A 23,004-nucleotide genomic window follows, 5' to 3' on the forward strand; every position below is an offset into this window, starting at 1 on the left:
GCCGGACCGATTAGGTCGGGTTGTCGAGCGTGAACAGGTCGCTCTCCTCGTCATAGGCAAAGTACTCGGCGTAGCGGGCCCAACTGATGACGGCCCGCACGGTCTGGTCGGCATAGTCCTCGGACATGTGGTCCTCCAGCTCGTCGCGAAAACGGCGGGCCGGCGCCTTGTGGTTGGCGCGTTCGTCCAGCACATGGCGGATATGGCCGGCCAGCGGCACATAGGTCGCGAGCTGCTGCGCGAACAATTGCTTGCGCGCGTCGACCTCGCTTTCGGCGAAGCGTTTGCCGGCCGGCGTCAGCTGGATATCGCCCTCGGCAAATTCGGCAAAGCGCAGCAGCTGCAGCGTTTCGGCGATCGGGAACAGATCGTCGACCTCGAGCTGCAGGCTGGCGGCCAGCGGCGGCAGGTCGGCATGCCCGTTGTAAGGCGGGGCGGCGACGGCCTCGATCAGGCCGGCGAGCAGGTTGGTCGAGACGCGCGGCAGCACCATGGCGATGCCGGAACCCGGGAAAACACCGTCGCGGGCAGGGGTGCCCGGTTCCTTGCGGGCGGTCATGCGGGCATAGATGTCCTCGACCAGCGCGCGGAAGGCGGGGTCCAGCCGGTTGCGCGGCTGCGGCAGATCGATCCTGATCTCGGCGACGACGCGGCCTGGATTGGACGAGAAAATGAGCACGCGGTCACACATCAGCACCGCCTCCTCGATGTTGTGCGTCACCATCAGGATCGACTCGATCGGCATGCGGCCTTCCGACCAGAGGTCGAGCAAATCGGTGCGCAGCGTCTCGGCCGTCAGTACGTCGAGCGCCGAGAACGGCTCATCCATCAACAGCACTTTCGGGTGCACCACCAGGGCGCGGGCGAGCCCGACGCGCTGGCGCATGCCGCCCGAGAGTTCCTTCGGATAGGCGTTCTCGAAACCGTCGAGGCCGATCAGGTCGATGGCCGACAAAGCGCGCTTGCGGCGCTCGGCCGGCGAGACGCCCTGCGCCTCGAGCCCAAGTTCGACATTCTGCAGCACGGTCAACCAGGGGAACAGCGCGAAACTCTGGAAGACCATGGCGATACCGTCCGGCGTGCCGGAGACAGCCTTGCCCTCGAAAGTGATGGCGCCCTCGCTCGGCCGGATCAGGCCGGCGATCGAGCGCAGCAAAGTGGACTTGCCGGATCCCGAGCGGCCGAGCAGGCCGACGATCTCGCCGGAGGCGAGCGTCAGCCCGACCTGGTCGAGGACGATGAGCTTGCCCGCGCTTCCCTTGTCATAGGTCTGGCAAACGCCGTGGACTTCGACGAGCGGGCGGTTCTTGGTGGTGACAGCTTGGGTGATGACAGCTTGGTTCATGATCAGTCTCCTGAAGAATGGGGGTCAGTCGAGGCGCATGCGGCGTTCGGCAAAGACATAGAGCGGGCGCCAGAGGGTGCGGTTGAACAGGGTGACGAAAAGCGACATCACGGCGATGCCGAGAATGACGCGCGGGAAATCGCCGGCTTCGGTGGCCTTGGCGATGTAGGAGCCAAGCCCGAAGGCCTCGAGCTTGGTGTTGCCCCAGCTCGCCAGTTCGGCGACGATCGAGGCGTTCCACGAGCCACCGGAGGCGGTCAGCGCGCCGGTGACGTAATAGGGGAAGATCCCCGGCAACATGACGTTCTTCCACCATGACCAGGACCGTATCTTGAAGACCCCGGCTGCTTCCTTCAGATCGGAAGGGAAGGCGCTGGCGCCGGCGATGACGTTGAACAGGATGTACCATTGCGTGCCCAGCACCATCAGCGGCGACAGCCAGATGCTGGGGTTGGCGCCGGTGGCGACGATGGCGACCACCGCGAACGGAAACAGCACGTTGGCGGGGAAGGCGGCGAGGAACTGCGCCAGCGGCTGCACGCGTTGGGCGACCTTGGGTCGCAACCCGATCCAGACGCCGATCGGCACCCAGATCACGCTGGCGACGGCGATCAGCACGATCACGCGAAGCAGAGTGAGAAGGCCGCCTTCGAAGGCTTCGACGGCATCGCTCCAGCCAAGGGTCTGCCGCAGATACAGGACCGTCTCGACGACGCCCCACACCGCGACAAGCAGCACCAGGCCCAGCCAGACGATGTCGAGCGCTCGCGACAGGCGGCGCGATGCGGCGGTGGACGCCGCCGGCATGGCCCGCTTGCCGATGCGAAGCAGCATGGCGCGCTGCCAGAGCCAGGCGAGCGGCAGCCCTATTGTTTGCAGCAACCGGGCCCGGCGCAGCATGTCGTAGACCCAGGAGCGAGGCTTTTCCTGGCCGGCGGTCTGTTCGAAGCGGAACTTGTCGGCCCAGGCAACGATGGGCCGGAACAGCAGCTGGTCATAGAGCAGGATGAGGATGCCCATCGCCAGCACGGCCCAAGCCACGGCCTTGAAATCCTGCTTGTCGATGGCCAGTGCCAGCCACGAGCCGATGCCGGGCAGTTGCACGGTGGTGTTGCCGACGGTGATGGCCTCGGAGGCGACGACGAAGAACCAGCCGCCGGACATCGACATCATGGTGTTCCAGACCAGGCCGGGGGCCGCGAACGGTGCCTCCAGCCGCCAGAACCTTTGCCAGGCCGAAAGGCCGAAGCCGCGGCTGACCTCGTCGAGGTCGTGCGGCACGGTGCGCAGCGACTGGTAGAACGAGAACGCCATGTTCCAGGCTTGGCTGGTGAAGATGGCGAAGATCGCAGCACACTCGGCGCCGAGCTGGCTGCCGGGAAACAGGCCCATGAAGAAAGTTACGGTGAAGGTCAGGAAGCCCAGCACAGGCACCGACTGCAGAATGTCGAGCGCCGGGATGATGATCAACTCGGCACGGCGGCTTTTGGCGGCAAGCGTCGCCACCGTGAAGGTGAAGATCAGCGATGCGATGATGGCCGCGAACATGCGCAGCGTGGTGCGCAGCGCGTATTCCGGCAAATTGGCGAGATCGAGCGTCACCGGCGACGTGTCGAGCAACGCGCTCGGCGCACGCATGCCGGCGGCGCCATGCGCCAAAAGCACCAGCAAGGCCACCAGCATGGCAAAGGCGATGGTGTCGTAGATGTTGGGTGCGACGCGTCCGCGGGCAAGCGCCGCGGCCTCGCCGAGGGAATTGCGGTTGTGCGGCAGGAAGATCATGGCGGGCCTCCGGATGATGGGCCGATTGCAGTTTGGCTTGGGAGAGGGTGATTGCGGGCATGCGAAAGGGCGCGACCGGGAGGCGGTCGCGGCGAGCGTCGAGGTTTGGTCGTCAATGTGGAAATCTGGGCGGAAATTTGGGCTGCGTTGAAGAGGGGCTCAGGCAGCAAGCCTTGGGAAGGCCGCTCGACGACTGACGCCCTCTTCGGAAACGGACTTCGGTTCCCGCGTCCAGCGGCACTCCAGCCGGCCGCTCACCGGTCCGCGGCGCCAGACGCAAATGAGCCGGGTCGGCGGCGTGGTGAAGCCGGCTTTGCCCGCCAGGCCGCGCGTTGTTGCAACGGACGGCCGTGCAGGTGAAGCGGAGCGCGTCACAGGGCGCGTGCGGAAGGGGATGATGTTGGTGTTCATGGCTCACCTCTTGCGGTCCAGCGCGGACGGCAAGGCGAGCCGGAGGCGGGTTATGCCCTGCCGAGGCCCGACCGGCGCCACATGCCGGAAACCAAATCTGTTGACGGGGCCAGTGTCCGGACCGTGCCTGGGGCCGTATCCGGACAGCGACTAGAGTAGCTGTCCATAACCTGTTCGATCTCGAGTTGATGCTTCGATCAGCCGAAGCCACGCCGCCTTACGCCCGCCGCTCACGCAGTGTCAACACGGGCGCGGGAATCTTAAGTATATGGGCTGATACCCAGGGATAGGGAGGCTGGAGGCCTGGCGGTAATCAATTGAAAATATAGCTTTATTCGCCGTCTTAAAGCGATCAGATTCCGAGCTTGCCGGCCATTTTTATCAGCTCGGCCAGCGAGCCGGCCTGCATCTTGCGCATGGCGCGCGCCCGGCGGACCTTGACGGTGATCTCACTGACGCCGAGGTCGTCGGCGATCTGCTTGTTGAGGCGTCCCTGCACCACCAGCGCGACGACACTGCGTTCGCCTTCACTCAGCGTTGCAAGGCGTTCGCGCAAGGTGTCGATCTCGGCGGATTGCGTCCGCCGCAGCCGGTCCTTGTCCAGGGCGGCGGCGATGGCGTCGAGCAGGTCCTGCTCGCGGAACGGTTTTGGCAGAAAATCGACGGCGCCGGTCTTCATCGCCTGCACCGACATGGCGATGTCGCCATGGCCGGTCATGATGATGACTGGCAGCGAGGCATGGGAATGAGCGAGCTCCTTGTGGAAATCCATACCGCTCTTGCCGGGCAGGCGCACGTCCAGCACCAGGCAAGAGGGGATATCCGGCCTCGGCGTGCAAAGGAATTCGGCGACCGAACCGAAGCAGCGCACCTCCAGCCCAACCGATCGCAGCAGGCTGTCGAGCGCCTCGCGGATGGCGGGATCGTCATCGATGACGAAAACGACTGGCTTTGGCTCGTTCATCGGCGCTCCTTGCCGGCCGGCAGCGAGAAGGAGAAGACGGCGCCTCCGGAAACGGTTGGCTCCGCCCAGATGCGCCCGCCATGGCTCTCGACGATCGAGCGGCTGATGGCAAGCCCCATGCCCAACCCTTCTGACTTGGTGGTGTAGAAGGCGTCGAAGGGGTGATCGAGCTGAACGCCGTCCAGGCCACGGCCGGTATCGCGGACCTCGACGACGATCTCACCTGGCTTGCCGGAGCCGGTCACGATTGTCACATCGCGCTCCTGCTTGCCGCTGACCGCTTCAAGCGCGTTGAGGATGAGATTGAGGATGACCTGCTGGATCTGCACCGGGTCGGCCTGGACCGGAGGCAGCTTGCCGGAGAGTTCGGTCCGCAAGGCGACATGGGTTCTGCCGGCTTCGTTCTCCACCAGGGTCAGCGTATCGGATATCAGCTGATTGACATCCAGCCAGACGACTTTGCCGGCCGCCTTGCGGGTGAGGCCGCGCAGGCGCTTGATCAGCGCGCTTGCACGTTCGGCATCCCTGACGATGCGCTCGGCGGCCTTGCCGGCCTCATCCGGGTTGCCGCCAGCCAGCCAGTGCTGTGCGGCATTGCCGTTGAGCACGATCGCCGCCAGCGGCTGGTTAAGCTCGTGGGCGATCGAGGCCGTCAATTCGCCCAGCATCGTCACCCGCGTGATATGGGCGAGCTGCGCCTGCGCCTCGCGCGCGGACGCCTCGGCAGCGGCGGCGCGCTGCGCCAGATAGGTCGTGACGGCGATCGCCACCAGGCTGATGGCGCAGTTGATCAGGCCGGCTGGCATCGAGCCGGCCCGCGTCAGGAAAAAACTCAGCACGGTAAGCGCCATGCAGGCGGCGGCCACCATGGTCACGCGCCGCCTGTCGAGATAGCGGACCGAAATCAGGACGATGGCGACATAGAAGACGGCGACCGCGATCTCGAGATTCGTGATTGTGTCGGCAAGGAAGATCGCTGCCGCCAGCAGCACGAGCAGGGCCGGCAGTAGCGGCCGGCGCCCAAGCAACGGCAGAAATGATCTTGGGGACAAGCCGACCCTCTTCAATGGCAAAACGCCGAAGATATACCGCGCGGCCTTTTGGCCGGGCAAGGCGGCATGATCCGGATTGCTGACGCGAGAGCTACGCCTTGCCATTGGCAATTTGCGCATGCTGTGCAGAAATGAGCTGCATGCGCGAAACCTTGATCGCAGTGGTGATTTTCCTGTGCCTTGCGGCGGCACCGCTGGCCAGCATGGCAATCTGGCCGAGGCTGCCGGCCAGACACCGCGACGACGATACCAACAACGTCGTGCGGCTCGCCGCCAATCTGTTTGGCGTCATGACCTCGCTGGTGCTCGGCTTGATGATCAACTCGGCCAAGAACACCTTCGAATCGATCGACCACAATGTGCATGCCTATGCGACGGAGATGATCCTCCTCGACAGGACACTGCGCCAATATGGCCCTGAAGCCGACGCAGCCCGCCAACCGCTGGTTGCCTATGTGCAGAGGGTGGCAGGCAACTGGTCGCAAACCGAGGAAAAACCAGTCGTTGCCAACCGCTTGTCCGAACATCTGTTGACGGAGATCCGCATTCAGCTGAACGCGCTGGCGCCGCCAGATGCGGCGCATGGCCTGCTGTTGCAGGATGCCCGTCAGCGCCTGCAGAAAGTGTTGGAACTGCGCTGGGTGCTGATCGAACAGTCCGAGGGCGCTATTCCCGGACCGCTGATCGCCATGCTGGTTGCTTGGTTGGCTCTGATCTTCGCCAGTTTCGGGTTCAGAGCGCCGCGCAATGCGATCACCGTCTCGACCTTCGTTGTCTCGGCGGTGCTAATTGCTGGCGCACTCTACCTGATCCTCGACATGGACGTGCCGTTCTCCGGCCCGATCCAGATCTCGCCGGCACCCCTGCAGAGGGCCTTGGCTGAATTGCAGCAATGAGACGGAACCGGCGGCGGTCCAGCGCATTCATGGATACGGCCAGGTTTGCCGGCCGTTGAGGGAGGACGACATGGGTTTCGACCAGTATCACGAACCGCCTGAGGAACTGACGCAGAAGGTGCGTACCTTTGCCCGCATGATCACCTCGCTGATCGAGGAGGCGGAAGCGATCGGTTGGTACGAACAGCGCATCTCGGTGGAGAAAGACCCGCAAGCCAAGGCGATCATGAAGAATGCGCAAGCCGAGGAGTTCAAGCATTTCGGCATGGATCTTGAATTTCTGCTGCGCCAGAAGAAGGACTGGCGCGCGGAATTGAAGGAAATCCTGTTCACCACGGGCGACATCGTCAAGGCCGGCGAGCGGGGCGAGAAGAAGGTGGATTGAGCGCCTTAGCCGGCTCTCTCATCAATCGCTGTCGCGCGCGATCAGTTCCAGCGGCCAGACTTCGCGGATGATGCGCGGGCCTTCGGGGCCGGCGAAGGCCGGTAGCGAGGCCAGCAGCATTTCGGCCAGCCGCCGGCCCATCGGCTCCAGCGCCGGACGGAAGGCGGTCAGCGCCGGGGAAAAATAGCGGCAAAGCGGCGTGTCGACGATGACGATCACTGCAATATCATGGCCGGGCCGGATGCCCATCTCGGCCAGCGCCTTGCCGCCGCCGAGCGCCATGGCGTCGTTGTTGAAGATGATGGCGGTGGGCCGATCCTTGGAGAGCATCACGTCCGCCGTCACCTGATAGCCGCCGGCCTCGTTGATGAAGCCGTCGGCGATCAGGCCGGGGTCGACTTCAATGCCGTGCCGCTCCAGCGCCTTGCGATAGCCGTCCAGGAACAGGTAGCCGAAGTTGAGATCATGCGAAGGGCGGATGGCAGCGATGCGGCGATGGCCGCGCGCGACCAGCCGGTCGACGGCTTCATCACCCGCCCTCTCGAAATCGATATCGAGCGAAGGATAGGTGTCGCCGCCGGATTGACTTCGGCCAAGCGTGGCAAAGGGAAAGCCGGCCTTGCTGAGATAGTCGATCCGATCGTCTTCCCGCCGCGTATTGGCCAACACGACCGCGTCGGCCCGGCGCGTCTCAACCACACGGCGCAGCCTCTCCTGCTGATATTGGCCGGGCTCACCCATGACGACCATCAGATCCAGATCATAGTCGGCGAGCCGCGCCTGCAGACCGGTCAGGAACGGGATGAAGAACGGTTCGCCATATTGCTGGTCGCCGGGATGCGGCTGCAGCATGAAGGCGATCGAACGGGTGGCGCCCTGGCGCAGGCTGCGGCCGGATTGGTTCGGCGAATAGTTGAGCTTTTTGGCCGCTTCGAGCACGCGCTGGCGGGTGTCGGCCTTGACGTCGGCGCGGCCGTTCAGCGCCCGCGACACGGTGCCGATCGAAATGTTCAGGTGACGCGCAAGGTCGTGGATGCTGGACGCCAAAGATCATTCTCCCCCTGCCTTGGCTAGCACCGGCTGCCGCTCAGGCCAAGGCTTCGGGATGATTTTCGCAGGCAGCCGATTGACATTCTACGCCATCGGGTGTGTTCTCGTAAACGTTTACGGGAAAACGTTTACGGTGATGCCGTGGATGCCGTGACATTCGGTCTGGAGGGACCGGACGGGAGGAGTGCCGGATGATGAATGTCGTCCTCGTCGGCTGTGGTGCGATGAGCAGGCAGTGGCTCGATGCTGCGAGGCAGATCGACGGGCTCGCCATTGTCGGCCTTGTCGATCTCGACGCCGAGCGGGCGAAGGCGAGGGCGCATGAATATGGCCTCACCAGTGCCGTCATCGGCACCAGCCTCGACGCGGTGCTCAACCAGACCAAGCCGCAAGCCGTGTTCGATGTCGTGGTTCCCGCCGCCCGGCGCGAGGTTGCGCTCACCGCATTCGCGCACAATTGTCATCTCCTGACCGAAAAGCCACTGGCCGACAGTCCTGAGAATGCGCGCGCCATCATCGAGGCGGCACGTCGGGCAGGGCGTATCCATGCCGTGGTGCAGAACCGCCGCTATGTCGCCAATGTCAGGCGCATCCGCCGCTTTCTCGACTCCGGCGCCATTGGGACGCCGACCTCGATTCATGCCGACTTCTTCGTCGCGCCGCATTTCGGCGGCTTTCGCGAGGAAATGGCGCATGTGCTGCTGCTCGACATGGCGATCCACACCTTCGACGCCGCCCGCTACATGGTCGGCGGCGAGCCGGCCGGCGTCTATTGCCAGGAATGGGAGCCGGCCAATTCCTGGTACCGGCAGGGTTCGTCGGCCAGCGCTGTCTTCGATCTCGGTGGCGGCAAGGTCTTCACCTATGCCGGCTCCTGGTGCGCCGACGGTTTTCGCACCAGTTGGGAAGGCAGCTGGCGCATCGTTGCCCAGCGCGGCAGCCTGATCTGGGACGGCAACGACGGCTTGAAGGCGGAAGTGGTGGCGCCAGGCCGCGATGGCCTGTTCGCCAAAACCGAGTCGATCGATGTGCCGCCGCTCGACGGGTCGGACCGTATCGGCGGTCATCTCGGCATCATCAGGGATTTCATGCACGCGATCGAAACCGGCACCGAGCCGGAAACGCGCGGCGCCGACAACATCAAAAGCCTGGCCATGGTTTTCGGCGCCATCGAAAGCGCCGAGACCGGACGCCGCGTGGCAATTGCGCAGGAAGCACAGTGATGCCAAACCCACTTCTCGACATCCGCATCGGCACCATGGTGCGGGCCAATCTCGACGACCCGGCAGCCTACATCGAGCAGATCCTGCCGCTCGGCTTCGAAAGCATCCAGCCCTTCTTCTGGCAGACCCTGGGTGGCAAGGACCTGGCACGGCTCGCCGGCCAGATCCGCGAGGCGATCGGCGACGCCGATGTCACCATCTCCTCCATCGGCGTGTTCGGCAATCCGCTGGAGGATGGCGATGTTGACCGTGGCGTGCTCGCCGCCTGGGAGACCGTCATCGACAATGCGCATCTTTTCGGTGCCTCGATGGTCAGTGGCTTCACCGGGCGCCTGCGCGGCAAGAAGCTGACCGACAGCCTGCCGCGCTTTCGCGAGGTGTGGGGACCGCTCGCCAAGCGTGCCGCCGACAAGGGCGTGCGCATCGCCTTCGAGAATTGCTCCATGGACGGCAATTGGGCCGCCGGCGACTGGAACATCGCCCACAATCCCGATGCCTGGGAGCTGATGTTCAACGAAGTGCCCGACGGCAATCTGGGGCTGGAATGGGAGCCCTGCCATCAGCTCGTCTATCTCATCGACCCGATCCCGCAGATCCGCAAATGGGCGCCGCGCATCTTCCATGTCCACGGCAAGGACGCCACGGTGCGCTGGGATGTCATCCGTGAGCATGGCGTGTTCGGCCGGCTGCCCTTCGTGCAGATGCGCACGCCGGGTTTTGGCGACAGCGACTGGACGCGGGTGATCAGCGAATTGCGGCTGGCCGGCTACAAGGGCGCCATCGACATTGAGGGCTGGCACGACCCGGTCTATCGCGGCGATCTCGAAATCACGGGGCAGGTGCGGGCGCTGGAGTACCTCAAGCAATGCCGGGGAGGCGCGAACTACCTGCCAAATCCAGCGTGAGGATTTGCCGGCGGGAGGAGCCGGCCAGCAAGTCGTACTGCCGTAGCAATCGTCAAAGCCCCTCGGCTACCGAGGGGAACAATGGGAGGACAAGTGCATGAGCATCGCGATCAGAACGACATTTCTGCGCACGACCGTCGTGGCAGCCACCACGGCGCTCTGCGCCGCCATCTCGACCTTGCCGGCGCGGGCGCTGGACGCCCAGTGGTGCAAGGATGTCCATATCCGCTTCTTCGTCGGCGGTGCCGAGGGCGACGCTTTCGGCACCATCGTCTATAATGGCGCCAAGCAGGCTGCGGCCGATCTCGGGCCGAAGGTCGACTACATCTTCTCCGGCTGGGACGTCGAGAAGATGGTGCAGCAATTGCGTGAGGCGGTTGCCGTCAAGCCCGGCGGCATCGCCATGATGGGCCATCCCGGCGACGACGCGATCATGCCGCTGGCCGAGCAGGCGCATAAGGACGGCATCAAGATGATGTACCAGAACGTGCCGGTGCCGAAGGTGACGGCGGCGTTCGGCGGTGGCTATGTCGGCGCGCAGCAGGAGCAGCAGGGCCGCGCGCTCGGTGCCGAGGCGTTCAAGCTGGCCGGGCTGAAATCCGGCGACAAGGCAATCATGATCGGCCCGTTTGACAATGAGAGCCGGGGCGCACGCGAGCGTGGGACGGTCGCCGCATTGAAAGAGGCGGGCGTCGATGTCGTTCAAATCAATTCTGTACCCGAGTGGGCAGCCGATCCAAATCTGGCCATCCCGGTGATCACCGCGGCGTTGCTCAACAATCCCACCGTCAAGGCGGTCGGCTACCCCGGCGGGCAGATGCTCGGCAATGTGCCTACCTACATGCAGGCCGCGGGGCGGAAGCCCGGCGATGTCTTCAACTTCGGCTTCGACACCAGCCCGCAGATCGTCGAGGGCTTCAAGGGCGGCTGGGTGCAGCTGACGGCGGACCAGCAGCCATTCCTGCAGGGCTATCTGCCGATCCTCAGCCTCTGCCAGCAAGTGGTGCTGGGTCTCGCGCCGCTGAACGTCGACACAGGCGCGGGCTTCGTCACGCCGCAGAACTATGAGATCGTCTCAGAGCTCGCCAAGCAGGCGCTGCGCTGACCTCCCAAGGCTGCCGGCCGGGTTGACCCGGCCGGCAGGACCGCCGGTTGAGAAGGCCGGCAAGCGACAATGACAAGCGAGGATCCGATGGCCGAACGCATCATCGAACTGCGCGATATCAAGAAATCTTACGGCCAGGTCTATGCGCTGGGCGGCGTCAATCTCAGCGTCGACCGCGGCGAGGTGGTCGGCCTGATCGGCGACAATGGAGCCGGCAAGTCGACGCTGATCAAGATCCTCTCCGGCGTCGTCAGGCCGACCAGCGGCGAGATCCTCGTGCGCGACAAAGCGGTGAGCGGCTGGAGCGCGGCGCGTTCGCGCGACGCCGGCATCGAGACAGTGTTCCAGGACCGCGCTTTGGCGGTGCAGCAGACCATCGTGCGCAACATCTTCATGGGGCGTGAGCTGACCGGCTTCATGGGCTGGCTGAAGGTCAACAAGGAGATCGAGGAGGCAAGCCGGCTGATGCGCGAGATAGGCTTCACCTCGAAAGTGTTCACACCGCATTCGATCGTCGGCCAGCTGTCGGGTGGCGAACGCCAGGGCGTGGCGATCGCACGCGCCATCTACAAACAGGCCGAGCTGATCATCCTCGACGAGCCGACCACGGCGCTGTCGCTGACCGAGACCGCCAAGGTCTTCCACTTCGTGCGCCAGGTGCGGGCGGGCGGGCGCTCGATCCTGTTCATCGGCCACAACATCCACCACGTCTTCGACATTGCCGACCGCTTCGTGGTGATGGACCGCGGCAAGGTGGCGCTGACCGCGGACCGCAGCCAGGTCAAGTCGGCGGAAGAGCTGATCAATTTCATGGAAGACGTCGCGCATCCCGGCGGATTGCCCGGACTGCACGAGGCCGGCGAAGCGGAGCAGCGAGTGCGATGAGTAAGACCATGGAACCCGATCTCGAAAGTCCTCTCGGCGCGCATGCCGGATCCGCCCCCAAAGAGTGGAAACACCCATCCGACCACTGGCTGCGCGGCTTCGTCCTCGACAATCGCGCCTCGCTCGGCACGCTCGGCGTGTTCATAGTCATGATGGCGGTGTTCATGGTCGCCAACCCGACCGTGTTCACCACCTGGTATCTCTACAGTTCGGTGCTGACGACGCTTCCCGTGGCGCTGTTCGTGGTGGTGCCGCTGGTCTTCGTCGTCACCTGCGGCGAGATCGACCTGTCGTTTCCGGCGACGATGGGGTTTGCCTCCTGGGTCTTCGCGCTGGTGGTGCAAGCTGGCTACGATCCGTTCCTCGGCATTGCGGCGGCACTCGTCACCGGCATGCTGCTCGGCTTCCTCGTCGGGTCGCTGGTGGTCTATGGCGGGCTGTCGTCGCTGATCGCCACGCTCGGCATGAACTTTTTGCTGCGCGGGCTGATCCAGATCATCAACGAAGGCAAGTCGATGGCACTGACCGGTCTTGCCGACACCCCGGCCTACAAGATCTTCTCCAGCCAGGTTTTTGGGATCCCGGTGCAGATCTTCTGGGCCATCGCCTTCGTCGTGCTGTCGGCGATGCTCTATAACAGGCACCGCTTCGGCGCGCAGGTGAAGGTGGTCGGCGACAATCCCGACAGCGCCCAGCAGATGGGCATCGACGTCAAACGCGTGCGGGTGAAAGTGTTCGTCTTCGTCGGCATCGGCGCCGCTATCGCCGGCACGTTTTCGGTGATGATCAATTTCACCTGGTGGCCGACGGCCGGCGACGGCTATCTGCTGCCGGTGCTGGCCTCGGTCTTCGTCGGCGGCACCCCGACCTGGGGCGGCATCGGCACGGTTGCCGGCGGCGCGATCGGCGCGGTCACCGTGTCGTTCATCCAGACCGGCGTGGTGGCGGCGGGCCTGAGCGGCTTCTACGTGCAGTTCTTCAACGGCCTGATCATCATCCTTTCGCTGCTCGGGCATAAGTGGAACCAGGCGAGGTATAGGTGAGGGGCTGAACTGCCCGTCGGGTCCAGCTCAAACCGCCGCGACAAACCCATCCAGCACGCGTTTCTGGCCGGCCTTGTCGAAGTCGATGGTCAGCTTGTTGCCTTCGATGGCGGAGATGTTGCCGTTGCCGAATTTCTGGTGGAAGACGCGGTCGCCGACGCTGAAGGCGGATGGCGTGTCGGAGACGGATTTGGCGACCAGTTCGCCGTCGATGGTGCGGCCTTTGACCGAGGTGCGGCCGGCGCCGTAGCCAGAGTCGGTCTCGCCATAGCCGATGCGCTCGACCTGGTGGCCTGAGCGCGAGCCCCAGTTGCGGTCGGTCGCTTCGGTTCGGTTGGCTTGTGCGCGCTGCCAGCCCGGCGTCGCATAGGTGTTGGAGAAGGCGCCGGATTTTTCGGTGTCGGCGCCGACATTGTCGAAGCGCGAGGCGCCATAGGGGTTCTGGCGGCCGCCGCGACCCGATGCAAAAGAGCCGCCGCCATAGGAATTTCCATAGCCGCCATAGCTGTTGCCGCCGCTTTCGGCGACCTCGATATGAGCTTCCGGCAGTTCCTCGAGGAAGCGTGACGGGATGGTCGATTGCCAGAGGCCGTGGATGCGGCGGTTGGAGACGAACCACAGATGCAGGTTCTTCTTGGCGCGAGTCAGGCCGACATAGGCGAGGCGCCGTTCTTCCTCCAGCCCGGAGCGGCCGCCTTCATCCAGCGCGCGCTGGTGCGGAAACAGGCCTTCTTCCCAGCCTGGCAGAAAAACGGTCTCGAATTCGAGGCCCTTGGCCGAATGCAGCGTCATGATGTTGACGGCATCGAGCGTGGCATTCTGCTCGGCATCCATGACCAGTGCGACATGTTCGAGGAAGGAGCGCAGCGACTCGTACTCCTCCATCGAGCGGATCAACTCTTTCAGGTTTTCCAGCCGGCCGGGAGCCTCGACCGAGCGGTCGTTCTTCCACATGTCGGTGTAGCCGCTCTCCTCGAGAATGGTCTCGGCGAGTTCGGTGTGCGGCGTGGTTTCCAGCGCCTTCTGCCAGCGCTCGAAATTGGCGGCGACCTCGCGCAAGGACGCGCGCGGCTTCGGCTTCAACTCGTCGCTTTCGGCGAGCTTGGCGGCGGCTTCCAGCATCGGCACTCGCAGTGCGCGCGCCGTGTCGTGGATCTGGCGGATGGTGGTTTCGCCGAGGCCGCGCTTGGGCACATTGACGATGCGCTCGAAGGCGAGGTCGTCGGCGCCTTGCGCGACGACGCGGAAGAAGGCCAGCGCATCGCGGATTTCCATGCGCTCGTAAAAGCGTGGGCCGCCGATGACGCGATAGTTGAGGCCGAGCGTGACGAAACGGTCCTCGAATTCGCGCATCTGGAAGGAGGCGCGGACAAGGATGGCCATGTCGTTGAGCTTGTGTTTTTGCCTCTGATAGGCCTCGATGGTCTCGCCGACGGCGCGGGCTTCCTCTTCGGAATCCCAGGCGGCGTGGACATGCACCTTGCCGTCGTCCGGCTCGTCGCGGTCGGTGAACAGCGTCTTGCCGAAGCGGCCTTCATTGTGGGCGATGAGATGGGAGGCAGCGCCAAGGATGTGCGCGGTGGAGCGGTAGTTGCGCTCCAGCCTGATGATGGTGGCGCCGGGAAAATCCTTGTCGAAGCGCAGGATGTTGTCGACCTCGGCGCCGCGCCAGCCATAGATCGACTGGTCGTCGTCGCCGACGCAGCAGATGTTGACTTTGTTGTCGCTCACGGCCGCACGCGAGCTTCGCTCGCTGGCCTCCGCGGGGGCGGCCTGGCCGGCCGACGCCCGGTCGGGCTTGCGGCCTTCGGCCGTTCGCAGATCCGTCGATGTTGACACGCGCCCGCTATCCGGCCGCTGCGCCAGCAGGCGCAGCCACATGTATTGGGCGGTGTTGGTGTCCTGATATTCGTCGACGAGGATGTATTTGAAGCGCCTGTGATATTCCTTCAGCACATCCGGATTGGCGCGGAAGATGCGGATGGGGTGGCACAAGAGATCGCCGAAGTCGCAGGCGTTCAGCGTCTTCAGCCGCTCCTGATAGGCCTTGTAGAGTTCGCGGCCCTTGCCGTTGGCGAAGCTGCGCGCGTCGCCTTCGGGGATTTCGGCGGGGCCCAGGCCCTTGTTCTTCCAGCCGTCGATCATCTGCGCGAACTGCTTGGCCGGCCAGCGCTTGTCGTCCAGGCCCTCGGCCTGGATCAACTGCTTGATCAGCCGCACGACGTCGTCGGTGTCGAGGATGGTGAAATCGGAGCGCAGGCCGGCAAGCTCGGCGTGCCGGCGCAGAAGCTTGACGCCAATCGAGTGGAAGGTGCCGAGCCAGGGCATTCCTTCGACATTGCCTTCGCCGATCAGCACGCCGATGCGGATCTTCATCTCGCGCGCGGCCTTGTTGGTGAAGGTGACGGCGAGGATCTGCGACGGGAAGGCCTTGCCGGTGGCAAGGATGTGGGCGATGCGGGTGGTCAAGACGCGGGTCTTGCCGGTGCCGGCGCCGGCCAGCACCAGAACCGGGCCTTCGGTGGTTTCCACCGCCAGCCTTTGTTCCGGGTTGAGGCCCCGGAGATAGTCGGGTGCGTTGTTCTGGCCGCTGCGGGCAGCCATGGCGCGCGCGGCAATGCCCGACGGGGCCGTGGGCCGCGCATTGGGTTCATCGAAAAAGGGCATGTCTTCGGAAAAGCCGGACATCTTCCCCCCGAATGTAGTGATTCGGGAGGGAAAGACCAGAACTGTCTACGTTTTGTTCCGGTTTTAACGCACGATTGGCGGTCGCCGTGCAACTGTTGTGCTCCCAGCGGCCGACATCCTTCTCCAAAGCTCCGATCAGGCTTACCTGGCTGCCGCCCGCATCCGCTCGCCGATCTTTTCGGCCACATAGCCGGCATCGCGTGCCGCACCGTGGATCATGGTCGAAGAGGGCGAGTGCTGGAAGTGCAGGCCGCAGACATAGAGGCCGGGTTCACCCTCGACTGTGCCGCGATACTGCTTTACCCGGCCATTGTCGTCGAAGATCGGCAGCTTGATCCAATCCAGCCCGGCCATGAAGCCGGTGCACCAGATGACGTTCGTGATGTCGAGGGTCCGGCCGTCGTCGAGCAGCGGTTTGCCGTCACGCACGCCGGCTACGCGGGAGACCCGGCGGACGCCGGCAGCGTCGAGATCGCGCGGCTTGACCCGGATCAACGGCAGGCCGTGGGACAGCTGCCCCAGTTTGGCCTTGCGGCCCATCGGCGTGTCTACCGTCAACAACCGGTGGAAGACGAAGCGGAACACGACCGGCAGCACCAGGCGCATGGCGAAATAGCCGTTATAGGCGACCGGAATGTTGCCGGGATGCCGCCCGGCCAGCCAGGTCTGGTGCGTGGGCGCGAGATCCATGGCGATTTCGGCGCCGGAATTGCCGGCGCCGACCAAAAGCACGCCACCCGGATTGAGCTGCGCCGGGTTCTGGTAGGCACTCGAATGGAATTGCCCGATCGACGGATCGAGCAAGGCAGCGAAATCCGGAGCTTTTGGTTTCTGGTAGCTCGCCGAGGCGATGACGACATGATCGGCGCTATAGCGCGTCCGGCCAGCTGTCACGACATAGCGGCCGTCGATGCGGGTTACCTCGTCGACCTTGACGCCGGTGCGCACCGGCAAGGAAAATTTCCTGGCATAGGCCTCGAGGTAGTCGGCCATCTCGTCCTTGGTCGGGAAGGCATGGCGGCCGGCGGGGAAGGGCATGCCAGCCAGCCCGTCATAGCGCGCCGGCGTGAACAGGCGCAGCGAATCCCAGCGCGAACGCCAGGCGTCGCCGACACGTTCGCGCCCTTCAAGGATGACATATTTCATGCCCTTGCGGGCGAGGCGATAACCGACGGACAAGCCGCTCTGGCCGGCGCCGATGACGATGACATCGAAATGCTCTTCCCCCAGCGCGGGCCGCTTTTCGTCGGCTGATGATGCCTGGCTTGATGGGCCGCCGGTTGCTAGCAGTGCGTTGGCCTCCAATTGCATGAAAGCCGCTCCCTGTTCCAGCAATGCGCCGGCGCGCGCCTTGGTCTCGGTGATGCCGACGCGGCGGCCGCGCCGTCGCATTGCGTGCCCAGAGGTCGGGCGAAGTGTCGAGGTCGGGTTCATGATCGCTCCATCCGGTTTCGTCAGCCTGGAGCCAGAAATAGCGATCCGGCGCGGCGCCGCTTCGGGGAGACACCTCACGAGACCCGGAAAATGCGATGGGGATTTTCCCCCATACCCCGGGTCTTTTGGGGTCGTCGGTTCAGAGCAGCCCGTTCTGGAAGGCATAGGCAGTCGCAGCAGCGCGCGAATTGACCGCCAGCTTGTCGAATATGTTGCTGAGATGCCGGTCGACGGTCTTTTCGCTGAGACCTAGGTCGGTGGCGATCAGCCGGTTCGTCTTGCCGGTGGCGACAAGGCCGAGAACTTCGATCTCGCGCCGCGTCAAGCCGTGCGGACGCGCCTTGTCCGACGCGGTCAGCGCCGAGACCCGCGCGCGTTCGGGCGCAGCGCCCAGGGCCGTGAAAACCGCCCGGGCGGCATCGAATTCAAGCTCGGCGCTGTCCTCGTCGCCAAGCGCGCGGCAGGCCCGCCCGGCCAGCACGCGCAGGCGCGCTTCGAGATAGGGGGCGCCGGCGCGCTGCCATGTCGCCAGTGCAGCGCGGAAATGGCCGAGTGCCACCGCGGCGTCGCCGTCGTTCAGTTCGATTTCGCCTCGCGCCTGCGAAGCCATCGCAACAAGAATGTCGGTCGCGAAACGGTCGGCTGTCGCCTGCAATTCCAGGGCCGCTTCGCGCGCCTCGTCGATTGCGCCCGCCGCGATCATGATCTCGACCAGCGCCGGCAGCAGGCGGGCGCGGCCGAGCGGGGTCGTGGTCGTGGCAAGCACGCGGCGCATTGTTGCGGCCGCTTGCTCGGCGCGGCCTTGCATGAGACGCAGCAGCGCCATGCCGGGCTGCGGTTCGAGCCCAAGACGGCTGGCGGTGCGGTAGAGCTCTTCGGCGGCAGCGAATTCGCCTCGCAGCCGATGGATTTCGGCTTCCTGATAGGCCGCACCTGCGGTCGTCTCGTTGCTGACATTACGGGCCAATGATGATGTCGCGCGCCGCGCTTCGGCAACAGCATCCTGCCAGGCGCCGTTCACCTCCATGATCTCTGCCCGGTGCAGCCGGCATAGGCCGTTGAACTGAACCAGTTGTGGCTGCGATCCGCACCAGTTCGACATCGCGTCGGTCCATTCGCGCGAACGATCGAAGGCGTAGATTTGCCGGCAGGCATCGATGAGATTGCAATAGATGAGGCCGGTGACAACAGGCGAAAGCTTGCCGTCGACGACGGGCAGCATGGCTTCGTCGAGCGAGACTATGCCTTCCTCGATCCGGCCCTGGCGCAGCAGCGCGCGGCCGAGATAGCAGCGGGAGAAGGCGATCAGGTCGAGGTCGCAACAGCGTTCGCCGATCGCCAGCGACTGCGCCGCCAGCGCTGCGGCAGCCTGATTGTTGCCACCCCTGAGTTCCTTGTGCGCCGAAAGCATGATCAGGAAGCCTTGCGCCGCGCATTCGCGGCCAAAGCCTTCGGCATGGCGCTGAGCCCTTTGCAGCCAGGCCATGCCACGGCCTTCCTCACGCAAAGCCATCAGCCGGAAGCCATGGAAGAACGCCCAGTACGCCGCCTGGTCGTCGCGGCCGGCCTCGGCGTGTGTGTTGAAGAGACGTTCGGCGGCGGCGAAGATGTCGGGGTCGCGGTCGAGCATGCCAGCCGACCACATCAGCCGCTCAAGGTCTTCCGGGGCGAGCGCTGTGATTTCGTCGGTCGCCTGCAGAAGCTCGAACGCATCCGCCCATGCCCTCTGCGCATAGGCATGGCGGGCTTTTTCGAGCAACGAGGCGGCATCAGCTTTCATCAGCAAAGCATAGCATCACCTGATATCTGGCAGAAGCGACTGCCGGGGTTCAGGCCTTGCGGTAACCGAGGGCAACGAAGAATCGATGCCCGAACGAGCGCGCCTCGTCCGTCATCACGGCGCCCAGCGCGACCTGCATCTGGTCGTAATAATGGTTGCCGGCGGGTGAGGCGAGGAAGGCCTCGTAAAGCTTGAGATCGGCCAAAGGCAGATCCCGGTAGATATAGGCTGCCGATTCCATGACGTCCTTATCAATGTTGCGGCGAAGCCCTTCGGTCTGCTTGCGCAGCAAGGCCATGATCTGGTCGTCGGGCAGCGGTTTTCCCGCGGCCCCCAGCATTTCGGAAAGCATCGCATAGCCCATGTTCAAGGCGACGGCTTCGCCGGTATCGACGGCACTGAGATCGTCCATGATCTTTTTGTACAGTGCTAGCCGGGCCGGATCCCTGGAGGGAAGTTCGCCGAGGATTTTGGCCCCCTCGATCTTCTTGGCCTCCCTGGCCTGCGGCGCCGCAGCCTGGATCTCGAGCGCCGTGACCTGTTTGCCCAAGGGCGAAGCATAGAACGAGGCCAGGTCGGACAGCTCCTTGGCGGTGAGCTTGTCGGCCATCCGCGTTTCGATGGCCGCCTCCATCTTGGCCGGATCAAAGGCGCCTTCCATGGCAGCGGCAAGCGCATCCCTGACTTTTTGCGGCGGCATTCCCGGCGCCGATTTCACCGCTGCGGTGAAACCCGGGCCAATGCCCATCAGCATCTCATGAAAGCCGTTCGCCTTGTTGATGTCGCTGATGGTCTGCGCCGGCGCGGCCAGGGTGAGGGAGACGAGGCAGCAGAGCGCAAGCGCCAACCGCGTCAGTGACCGAACGAATGACGTCATTTGCTTGCTCCTGCGGAGAGATGATTGAGACTGCTGGAAAACCGGCATACAGGCAAGATGGGTTGCCACCTTGGCGTGTACACCAGCTTGACAGGCGATGCGGTCGGGAGAAAGCTGGGGCAAGGCAGGGAGGTATCCTGTCGCCATGGCCGCTTCATGAGCGCGCAACAGTCGAAGGAGTATCATCTTGGCTGTCACCATCACCTCCCTCATTCTCTTCCTCATCGGCCTGGCGCTCGGCGCGGGTGGCATCTGGTTGGCCTCGCTGGGCGGCAGTTGGTACTACATCATTGTCGGTCTGGCCTTCCTGATCGCCGCCTGGCTGCTCCATCGGCGCCGCTCCACTGCACTCTGGCTCTACGCGGCGATCGTGCTGGGAACGCTGGCCTGGGCGGTGTGGGAAACCGGCTTCGACTGGTGGGAGCTCGGCCCGCGCGGCGGCATCATCGTGCTGCTCGCGGTGTGGCTGCTGACGCCATGGGCGCGGCGGGGCCTCGCCGGTCCTGACGCTCGTGCGCCGCTGATCCTGGCCGTGCTGGCTTCGCTGGCCGTGGCCGGCTATTCGATGACAACGGACCCCAAGGACATTTCCGGCGCGCTTGATACCGACAAGGTGATCCCCAATGCCAATCTCGGCAACGATGTGCCGGCGGGCGAATGGCACTTCTATGGCCGCACGCAATTCGGCCAGCGCTATTCGCCGCTCGACCAGATCACGCCGGACAATGTCGCCAATCTGCAGCCGGCCTGGACCTACCGCACCGGTGATGTGAAGGGGCCTGATGACATCACCGAGACTACCTATCAGGTGACGCCGCTTAAAGTTGGCGACACGCTGTACATCTGCACGCCGCACAATTTCGCCATCGCGGTCGACGCCGCGACCGGCAAGGAAAAGTGGCGCTACGACCCCAAGATCAAGCTCGACAAGGACCGCCAGCACCAGACCTGCCGTGGCGTGGCCTATTATGCCGATGCCGCCGGCACCGTAGGCCAGCCCTGCGCCACCCGCGTCTATTTGCCGACCTCGGATGCGCGGCTGATCGCGCTCGATGCCGCCAATGGCCAGGTCTGTCCTGCCTTTGCCGAGGCCGGCACGCTGAGCCTTTTGACTGGCATGCCCTATCCGAAGTCGGGCTATTATTACTCGACCTCGGCGCCGCTGATCGCGGGCGGAAAAATCATCGTCGGCGGCGCGGTCAACGACAATTATTCGACCCAGGAGCCGTCCGGCGTCATCCGCGCTTTTGATGCGGCCACCGGTAAACTCGTTTGGAACTGGGATTCCGGCAATCCGGACCAAACGACGCCGCTGCCGGCCGGTCAGACCTATACCGCTAACTCGCCAAACATGTGGTCGACACCGAGCGCCGACGAGAAGCTTGGCCTGCTCTATGTGCCGCTCGGCAACAAGACTCCGGATCAGCTCGGCGCCGGGCGCAGCGCCAATGTCGAGAAATTCTCCTCCTCCATCACCGCGCTCGACCTCAACACCGGGCAGTTGAAATGGGTGCGCCAGACCGTGCATCACGACCTCTGGGACATGGACGTGCCGGCGCAGCCGAGCCTGATCGACATCACCAAGGCCGACGGCACGATCGTGCCGGCGCTGGTCGGGCCGACCAAGCAGGGCGACCTCTATGTGCTTGACCGGCGCACCGGAGAACCGGTGATCGCGGTCAAGGAAGTGCCGGCGCCCGGTGGCGCTATCGAGGGCGACAAGGCCTCGCCGACGCAGCCTTCGTCCGATCTCTCGTTCAACCCGAAGCCGCTGACCGATGCCGATATGTGGGGCATCACCATGTTCGACCAGCTGGCTTGCCGGATCGCCTTCCACAAATTGCGCTATGAGGGCCGCTATACACCGCCCTCGCTGCAGGGATCGCTGATCTATCCCGGCAATTTCGGCACCTTCAACTGGGGTGGGGTGGCGGTCGATCCTGTGCGGCAGGTGATGTTCGGCATGCCGACCTATCTTGCCTTCACGTCGAAACTCATTCCGCGCGCGGATGTGCCGGCGCCCGGCGACAACACCAAGGGCAGTGAACAGGGGCTGAACCGCAATGACGGTGCGCCCTATGCGGTGGTGATGGGACCGTTCCTGTCGCCGCTCGGCATTCCCTGCCAGGCGCCGCCCTGGGGCTATGTCGCAGGCGTCGATCTCAGGACCGGTAATGTCGCCTACAAGCATCGCAACGGCACCATCTACGACATGACGCCGCTGCCGCTGCCGCTGAAGGTCGGGGTGCCGGGCATTGGCGGACCGATGATCACCGCCGGCGGGGTCGCCTTCCTTGGTGCCGCGGTCGACGACTATCTGCGCGCCTACGATCTGACATCGGGCAAGCAGCTCTGGCAGGCGCGGTTGCCGGCTGGCGGACAATCGACGCCGATGACCTATACGGTCGCCGACGGGCGCCAGTTCGTGGTCATCGTTGCCGGCGGCCATGGCTCGGTCGGCACCAAGCCGGGCGACTATGTGATGGCTTACGCGCTGCCGAAGTAGAGGCGGCGCTGCCTGGAATCAGGCTTGGCGAATAGACGTCAGCCCAGTCCGAGGTGGCTCTTCAGGCTGGGCACCTGGCCGAGCACTTGGTTGGTCAGATCCGGACCGGCCGCGGCTTGGGCTTGCTGAACCAGTGTCTGACCAGCCTTCTCGATCTGCGCCAGGTCGAGGCCGGATGCCTTCAGCGCGGCGAGGCCGTTGACCAGCGCGCCGGCCTTCTCGCCCAGAACGCCGCCAAGCGCGCCCTGAAGCGAGGACAGGAAACCGCCACCGCCTCCGGCAGGGGCGGCGGCCATGACGTCATATTTCTGCGCCAGCGCATCGGCGCCCGGAATCTTGGCGAAGAAGGCTGAGGCGCTGGTGCCGTCGGCTTCATGCTCGAGCACCGAGAAAATGGTGCCGACGACTTTTTCGGTCGTGGCCTGATCGAGGCCGGCCTTCTGCGAAACGGTGTTCACGATGTCCTGTACGTCCATGACTTCACCTCAACCCTGAGTTTTCGTGTTTCCCGGATGGCGCTGCTGGCGCCTGGGAACCTTGACCATGGACTTTCGGCTCGCCGCGACAACGGTTGCGCGCATCGCCATAATGGCGGCTGCGGCAATCATGAAGGCGGTTGCCAGGATCGGCGAGGTCATCGTCATCAGTTTTCCTTTCAGATCGAGCCCTTCAG

20 protein-coding genes are annotated in these 23,004 nt (G+C 64.4%); 8 read left to right on the forward strand and 12 right to left on the reverse strand.

Annotated features, from left to right (window positions below; all coding sequences use genetic code 11):
* Positions 1 to 10 precede the first annotated feature (10 nt).
* The 5 genes from ACZYHG_RS19060 to ACZYHG_RS19080 all read right to left on the reverse strand — a co-directional run bounded on the left by ACZYHG_RS19060 (position 11) and on the right by ACZYHG_RS19080 (position 5,554).
* On the reverse strand, positions 11 to 1,345 hold the full coding sequence (locus ACZYHG_RS19060; protein WP_464609880.1) for an ABC transporter ATP-binding protein: 1,335 nt from the start codon (positions 1,343 to 1,345) through the stop codon (positions 11 to 13).
* Between the two features lie 24 nt (positions 1,346 to 1,369).
* The gene (locus tag ACZYHG_RS19065; protein ID WP_464609881.1) at positions 1,370 to 3,127 is read right to left on the reverse strand and encodes an ABC transporter permease; all 1,758 of its coding nucleotides are present in this window, start codon (positions 3,125 to 3,127) and stop codon (positions 1,370 to 1,372) included.
* Positions 3,128 to 3,286: 159 nt separating this feature from the next.
* Positions 3,287 to 3,538, reverse strand: coding sequence for a hypothetical protein (locus ACZYHG_RS19070; RefSeq protein ID WP_464609882.1), 252 nt, complete (start codon positions 3,536 to 3,538; stop codon positions 3,287 to 3,289).
* 352 nt (positions 3,539 to 3,890) lie between these two features.
* On the reverse strand, positions 3,891 to 4,502 hold the full coding sequence (locus ACZYHG_RS19075; RefSeq protein ID WP_464609883.1) for a response regulator transcription factor: 612 nt from the start codon (positions 4,500 to 4,502) through the stop codon (positions 3,891 to 3,893).
* Positions 4,499 to 5,554: a sensor histidine kinase gene (locus ACZYHG_RS19080; RefSeq protein ID WP_464609884.1), complete on the reverse strand. Its 1,056-nt coding sequence runs from the start codon at positions 5,552 to 5,554 to the stop codon at positions 4,499 to 4,501. The genes ACZYHG_RS19075 and ACZYHG_RS19080 overlap by 4 nt, the downstream gene beginning before the upstream one ends.
* Before the next feature lie 140 nt (positions 5,555 to 5,694).
* Here ACZYHG_RS19080 and ACZYHG_RS19085 point away from each other — a divergent pair, with 140 nt between their 5' ends.
* Entirely contained in the window at positions 5,695 to 6,450 is a 756-nt protein-coding gene (locus ACZYHG_RS19085) for a bestrophin-like domain (RefSeq protein WP_464609885.1), read from the forward strand.
* 70 nt (positions 6,451 to 6,520) lie between these two features.
* The gene (locus ACZYHG_RS19090; protein WP_464609886.1) at positions 6,521 to 6,835 is read left to right on the forward strand and encodes a ferritin family protein; all 315 of its coding nucleotides are present in this window, start codon (positions 6,521 to 6,523) and stop codon (positions 6,833 to 6,835) included.
* A gap of 21 nt (positions 6,836 to 6,856) precedes the next feature.
* On the opposite strand, the gene ACZYHG_RS19095 is transcribed toward ACZYHG_RS19090, so the two are convergent.
* Entirely contained in the window at positions 6,857 to 7,882 is a 1,026-nt protein-coding gene (locus ACZYHG_RS19095; protein ID WP_464609887.1) for a LacI family DNA-binding transcriptional regulator, read from the reverse strand.
* 194 nt (positions 7,883 to 8,076) lie between these two features.
* Between ACZYHG_RS19095 and ACZYHG_RS19100 the strand changes: the two genes are divergently transcribed.
* The 5 genes from ACZYHG_RS19100 to ACZYHG_RS19120 all read left to right on the forward strand — a co-directional run bounded on the left by ACZYHG_RS19100 (position 8,077) and on the right by ACZYHG_RS19120 (position 13,046).
* A complete protein-coding gene (locus tag ACZYHG_RS19100; RefSeq protein ID WP_464609888.1) occupies positions 8,077 to 9,108 on the forward strand; it encodes a Gfo/Idh/MocA family protein in 1,032 nt (343 codons plus the stop codon).
* Positions 9,108 to 10,013, forward strand: a complete 906-nt coding sequence (locus ACZYHG_RS19105; RefSeq protein WP_464609889.1) for a sugar phosphate isomerase/epimerase family protein — start codon at positions 9,108 to 9,110, stop codon at positions 10,011 to 10,013. Before ACZYHG_RS19100 ends, ACZYHG_RS19105 begins: the two co-directional genes overlap by 1 nt.
* Before the next feature lie 97 nt (positions 10,014 to 10,110).
* Entirely contained in the window at positions 10,111 to 11,118 is a 1,008-nt protein-coding gene (locus ACZYHG_RS19110) for a substrate-binding domain-containing protein (RefSeq protein WP_464609890.1), read from the forward strand.
* Between the two features lie 87 nt (positions 11,119 to 11,205).
* Positions 11,206 to 12,003 (forward strand): ATP-binding cassette domain-containing protein, encoded by a 798-nt coding sequence (locus ACZYHG_RS19115; RefSeq protein WP_464614735.1) that lies wholly within the window; start codon positions 11,206 to 11,208, stop codon positions 12,001 to 12,003.
* Positions 12,000 to 13,046: an ABC transporter permease gene (locus ACZYHG_RS19120; RefSeq protein WP_464609891.1), complete on the forward strand. Its 1,047-nt coding sequence runs from the start codon at positions 12,000 to 12,002 to the stop codon at positions 13,044 to 13,046. Before ACZYHG_RS19115 ends, ACZYHG_RS19120 begins: the two co-directional genes overlap by 4 nt.
* Before the next feature lie 27 nt (positions 13,047 to 13,073).
* Here ACZYHG_RS19120 and ACZYHG_RS19125 read toward each other — a convergent pair whose 3' ends face one another.
* The 4 genes from ACZYHG_RS19125 to ACZYHG_RS19140 all read right to left on the reverse strand — a co-directional run bounded on the left by ACZYHG_RS19125 (position 13,074) and on the right by ACZYHG_RS19140 (position 19,825).
* Positions 13,074 to 15,734: an ATP-dependent helicase gene (locus ACZYHG_RS19125; RefSeq protein ID WP_464609892.1), complete on the reverse strand. Its 2,661-nt coding sequence runs from the start codon at positions 15,732 to 15,734 to the stop codon at positions 13,074 to 13,076.
* 141 nt (positions 15,735 to 15,875) lie between these two features.
* Positions 15,876 to 17,168 (reverse strand): flavin-containing monooxygenase, encoded by a 1,293-nt coding sequence (locus tag ACZYHG_RS19130; RefSeq protein WP_464609893.1) that lies wholly within the window; start codon positions 17,166 to 17,168, stop codon positions 15,876 to 15,878.
* A gap of 139 nt (positions 17,169 to 17,307) precedes the next feature.
* Positions 17,308 to 18,948, reverse strand: a complete 1,641-nt coding sequence (locus ACZYHG_RS19135; RefSeq protein ID WP_464609894.1) for a LuxR C-terminal-related transcriptional regulator — start codon at positions 18,946 to 18,948, stop codon at positions 17,308 to 17,310.
* A 49-nt stretch (positions 18,949 to 18,997) separates the two neighbouring features.
* Positions 18,998 to 19,825, reverse strand: a complete 828-nt coding sequence (locus ACZYHG_RS19140) for a DUF2059 domain-containing protein (protein WP_464609895.1) — start codon at positions 19,823 to 19,825, stop codon at positions 18,998 to 19,000.
* Positions 19,826 to 20,012: 187 nt separating this feature from the next.
* Here ACZYHG_RS19140 and ACZYHG_RS19145 point away from each other — a divergent pair, with 187 nt between their 5' ends.
* The gene (locus tag ACZYHG_RS19145; RefSeq protein ID WP_464609896.1) at positions 20,013 to 22,331 is read left to right on the forward strand and encodes a glucose/quinate/shikimate family membrane-bound PQQ-dependent dehydrogenase; all 2,319 of its coding nucleotides are present in this window, start codon (positions 20,013 to 20,015) and stop codon (positions 22,329 to 22,331) included.
* Positions 22,332 to 22,369: 38 nt separating this feature from the next.
* Here the strand turns inward: ACZYHG_RS19145 and ACZYHG_RS19150 are convergent, their stop codons facing one another.
* A complete protein-coding gene (locus ACZYHG_RS19150; protein ID WP_027029668.1) occupies positions 22,370 to 22,807 on the reverse strand; it encodes a hypothetical protein in 438 nt (145 codons plus the stop codon).
* 9 nt (positions 22,808 to 22,816) lie between these two features.
* Positions 22,817 to 22,975 (reverse strand): hypothetical protein, encoded by a 159-nt coding sequence (locus ACZYHG_RS19155; RefSeq protein ID WP_464609897.1) that lies wholly within the window; start codon positions 22,973 to 22,975, stop codon positions 22,817 to 22,819.
* Positions 22,976 to 23,004: the final 29 nt, after the last annotated feature.

This window comes from Mesorhizobium subarcticum, from assembly GCF_055456085.1.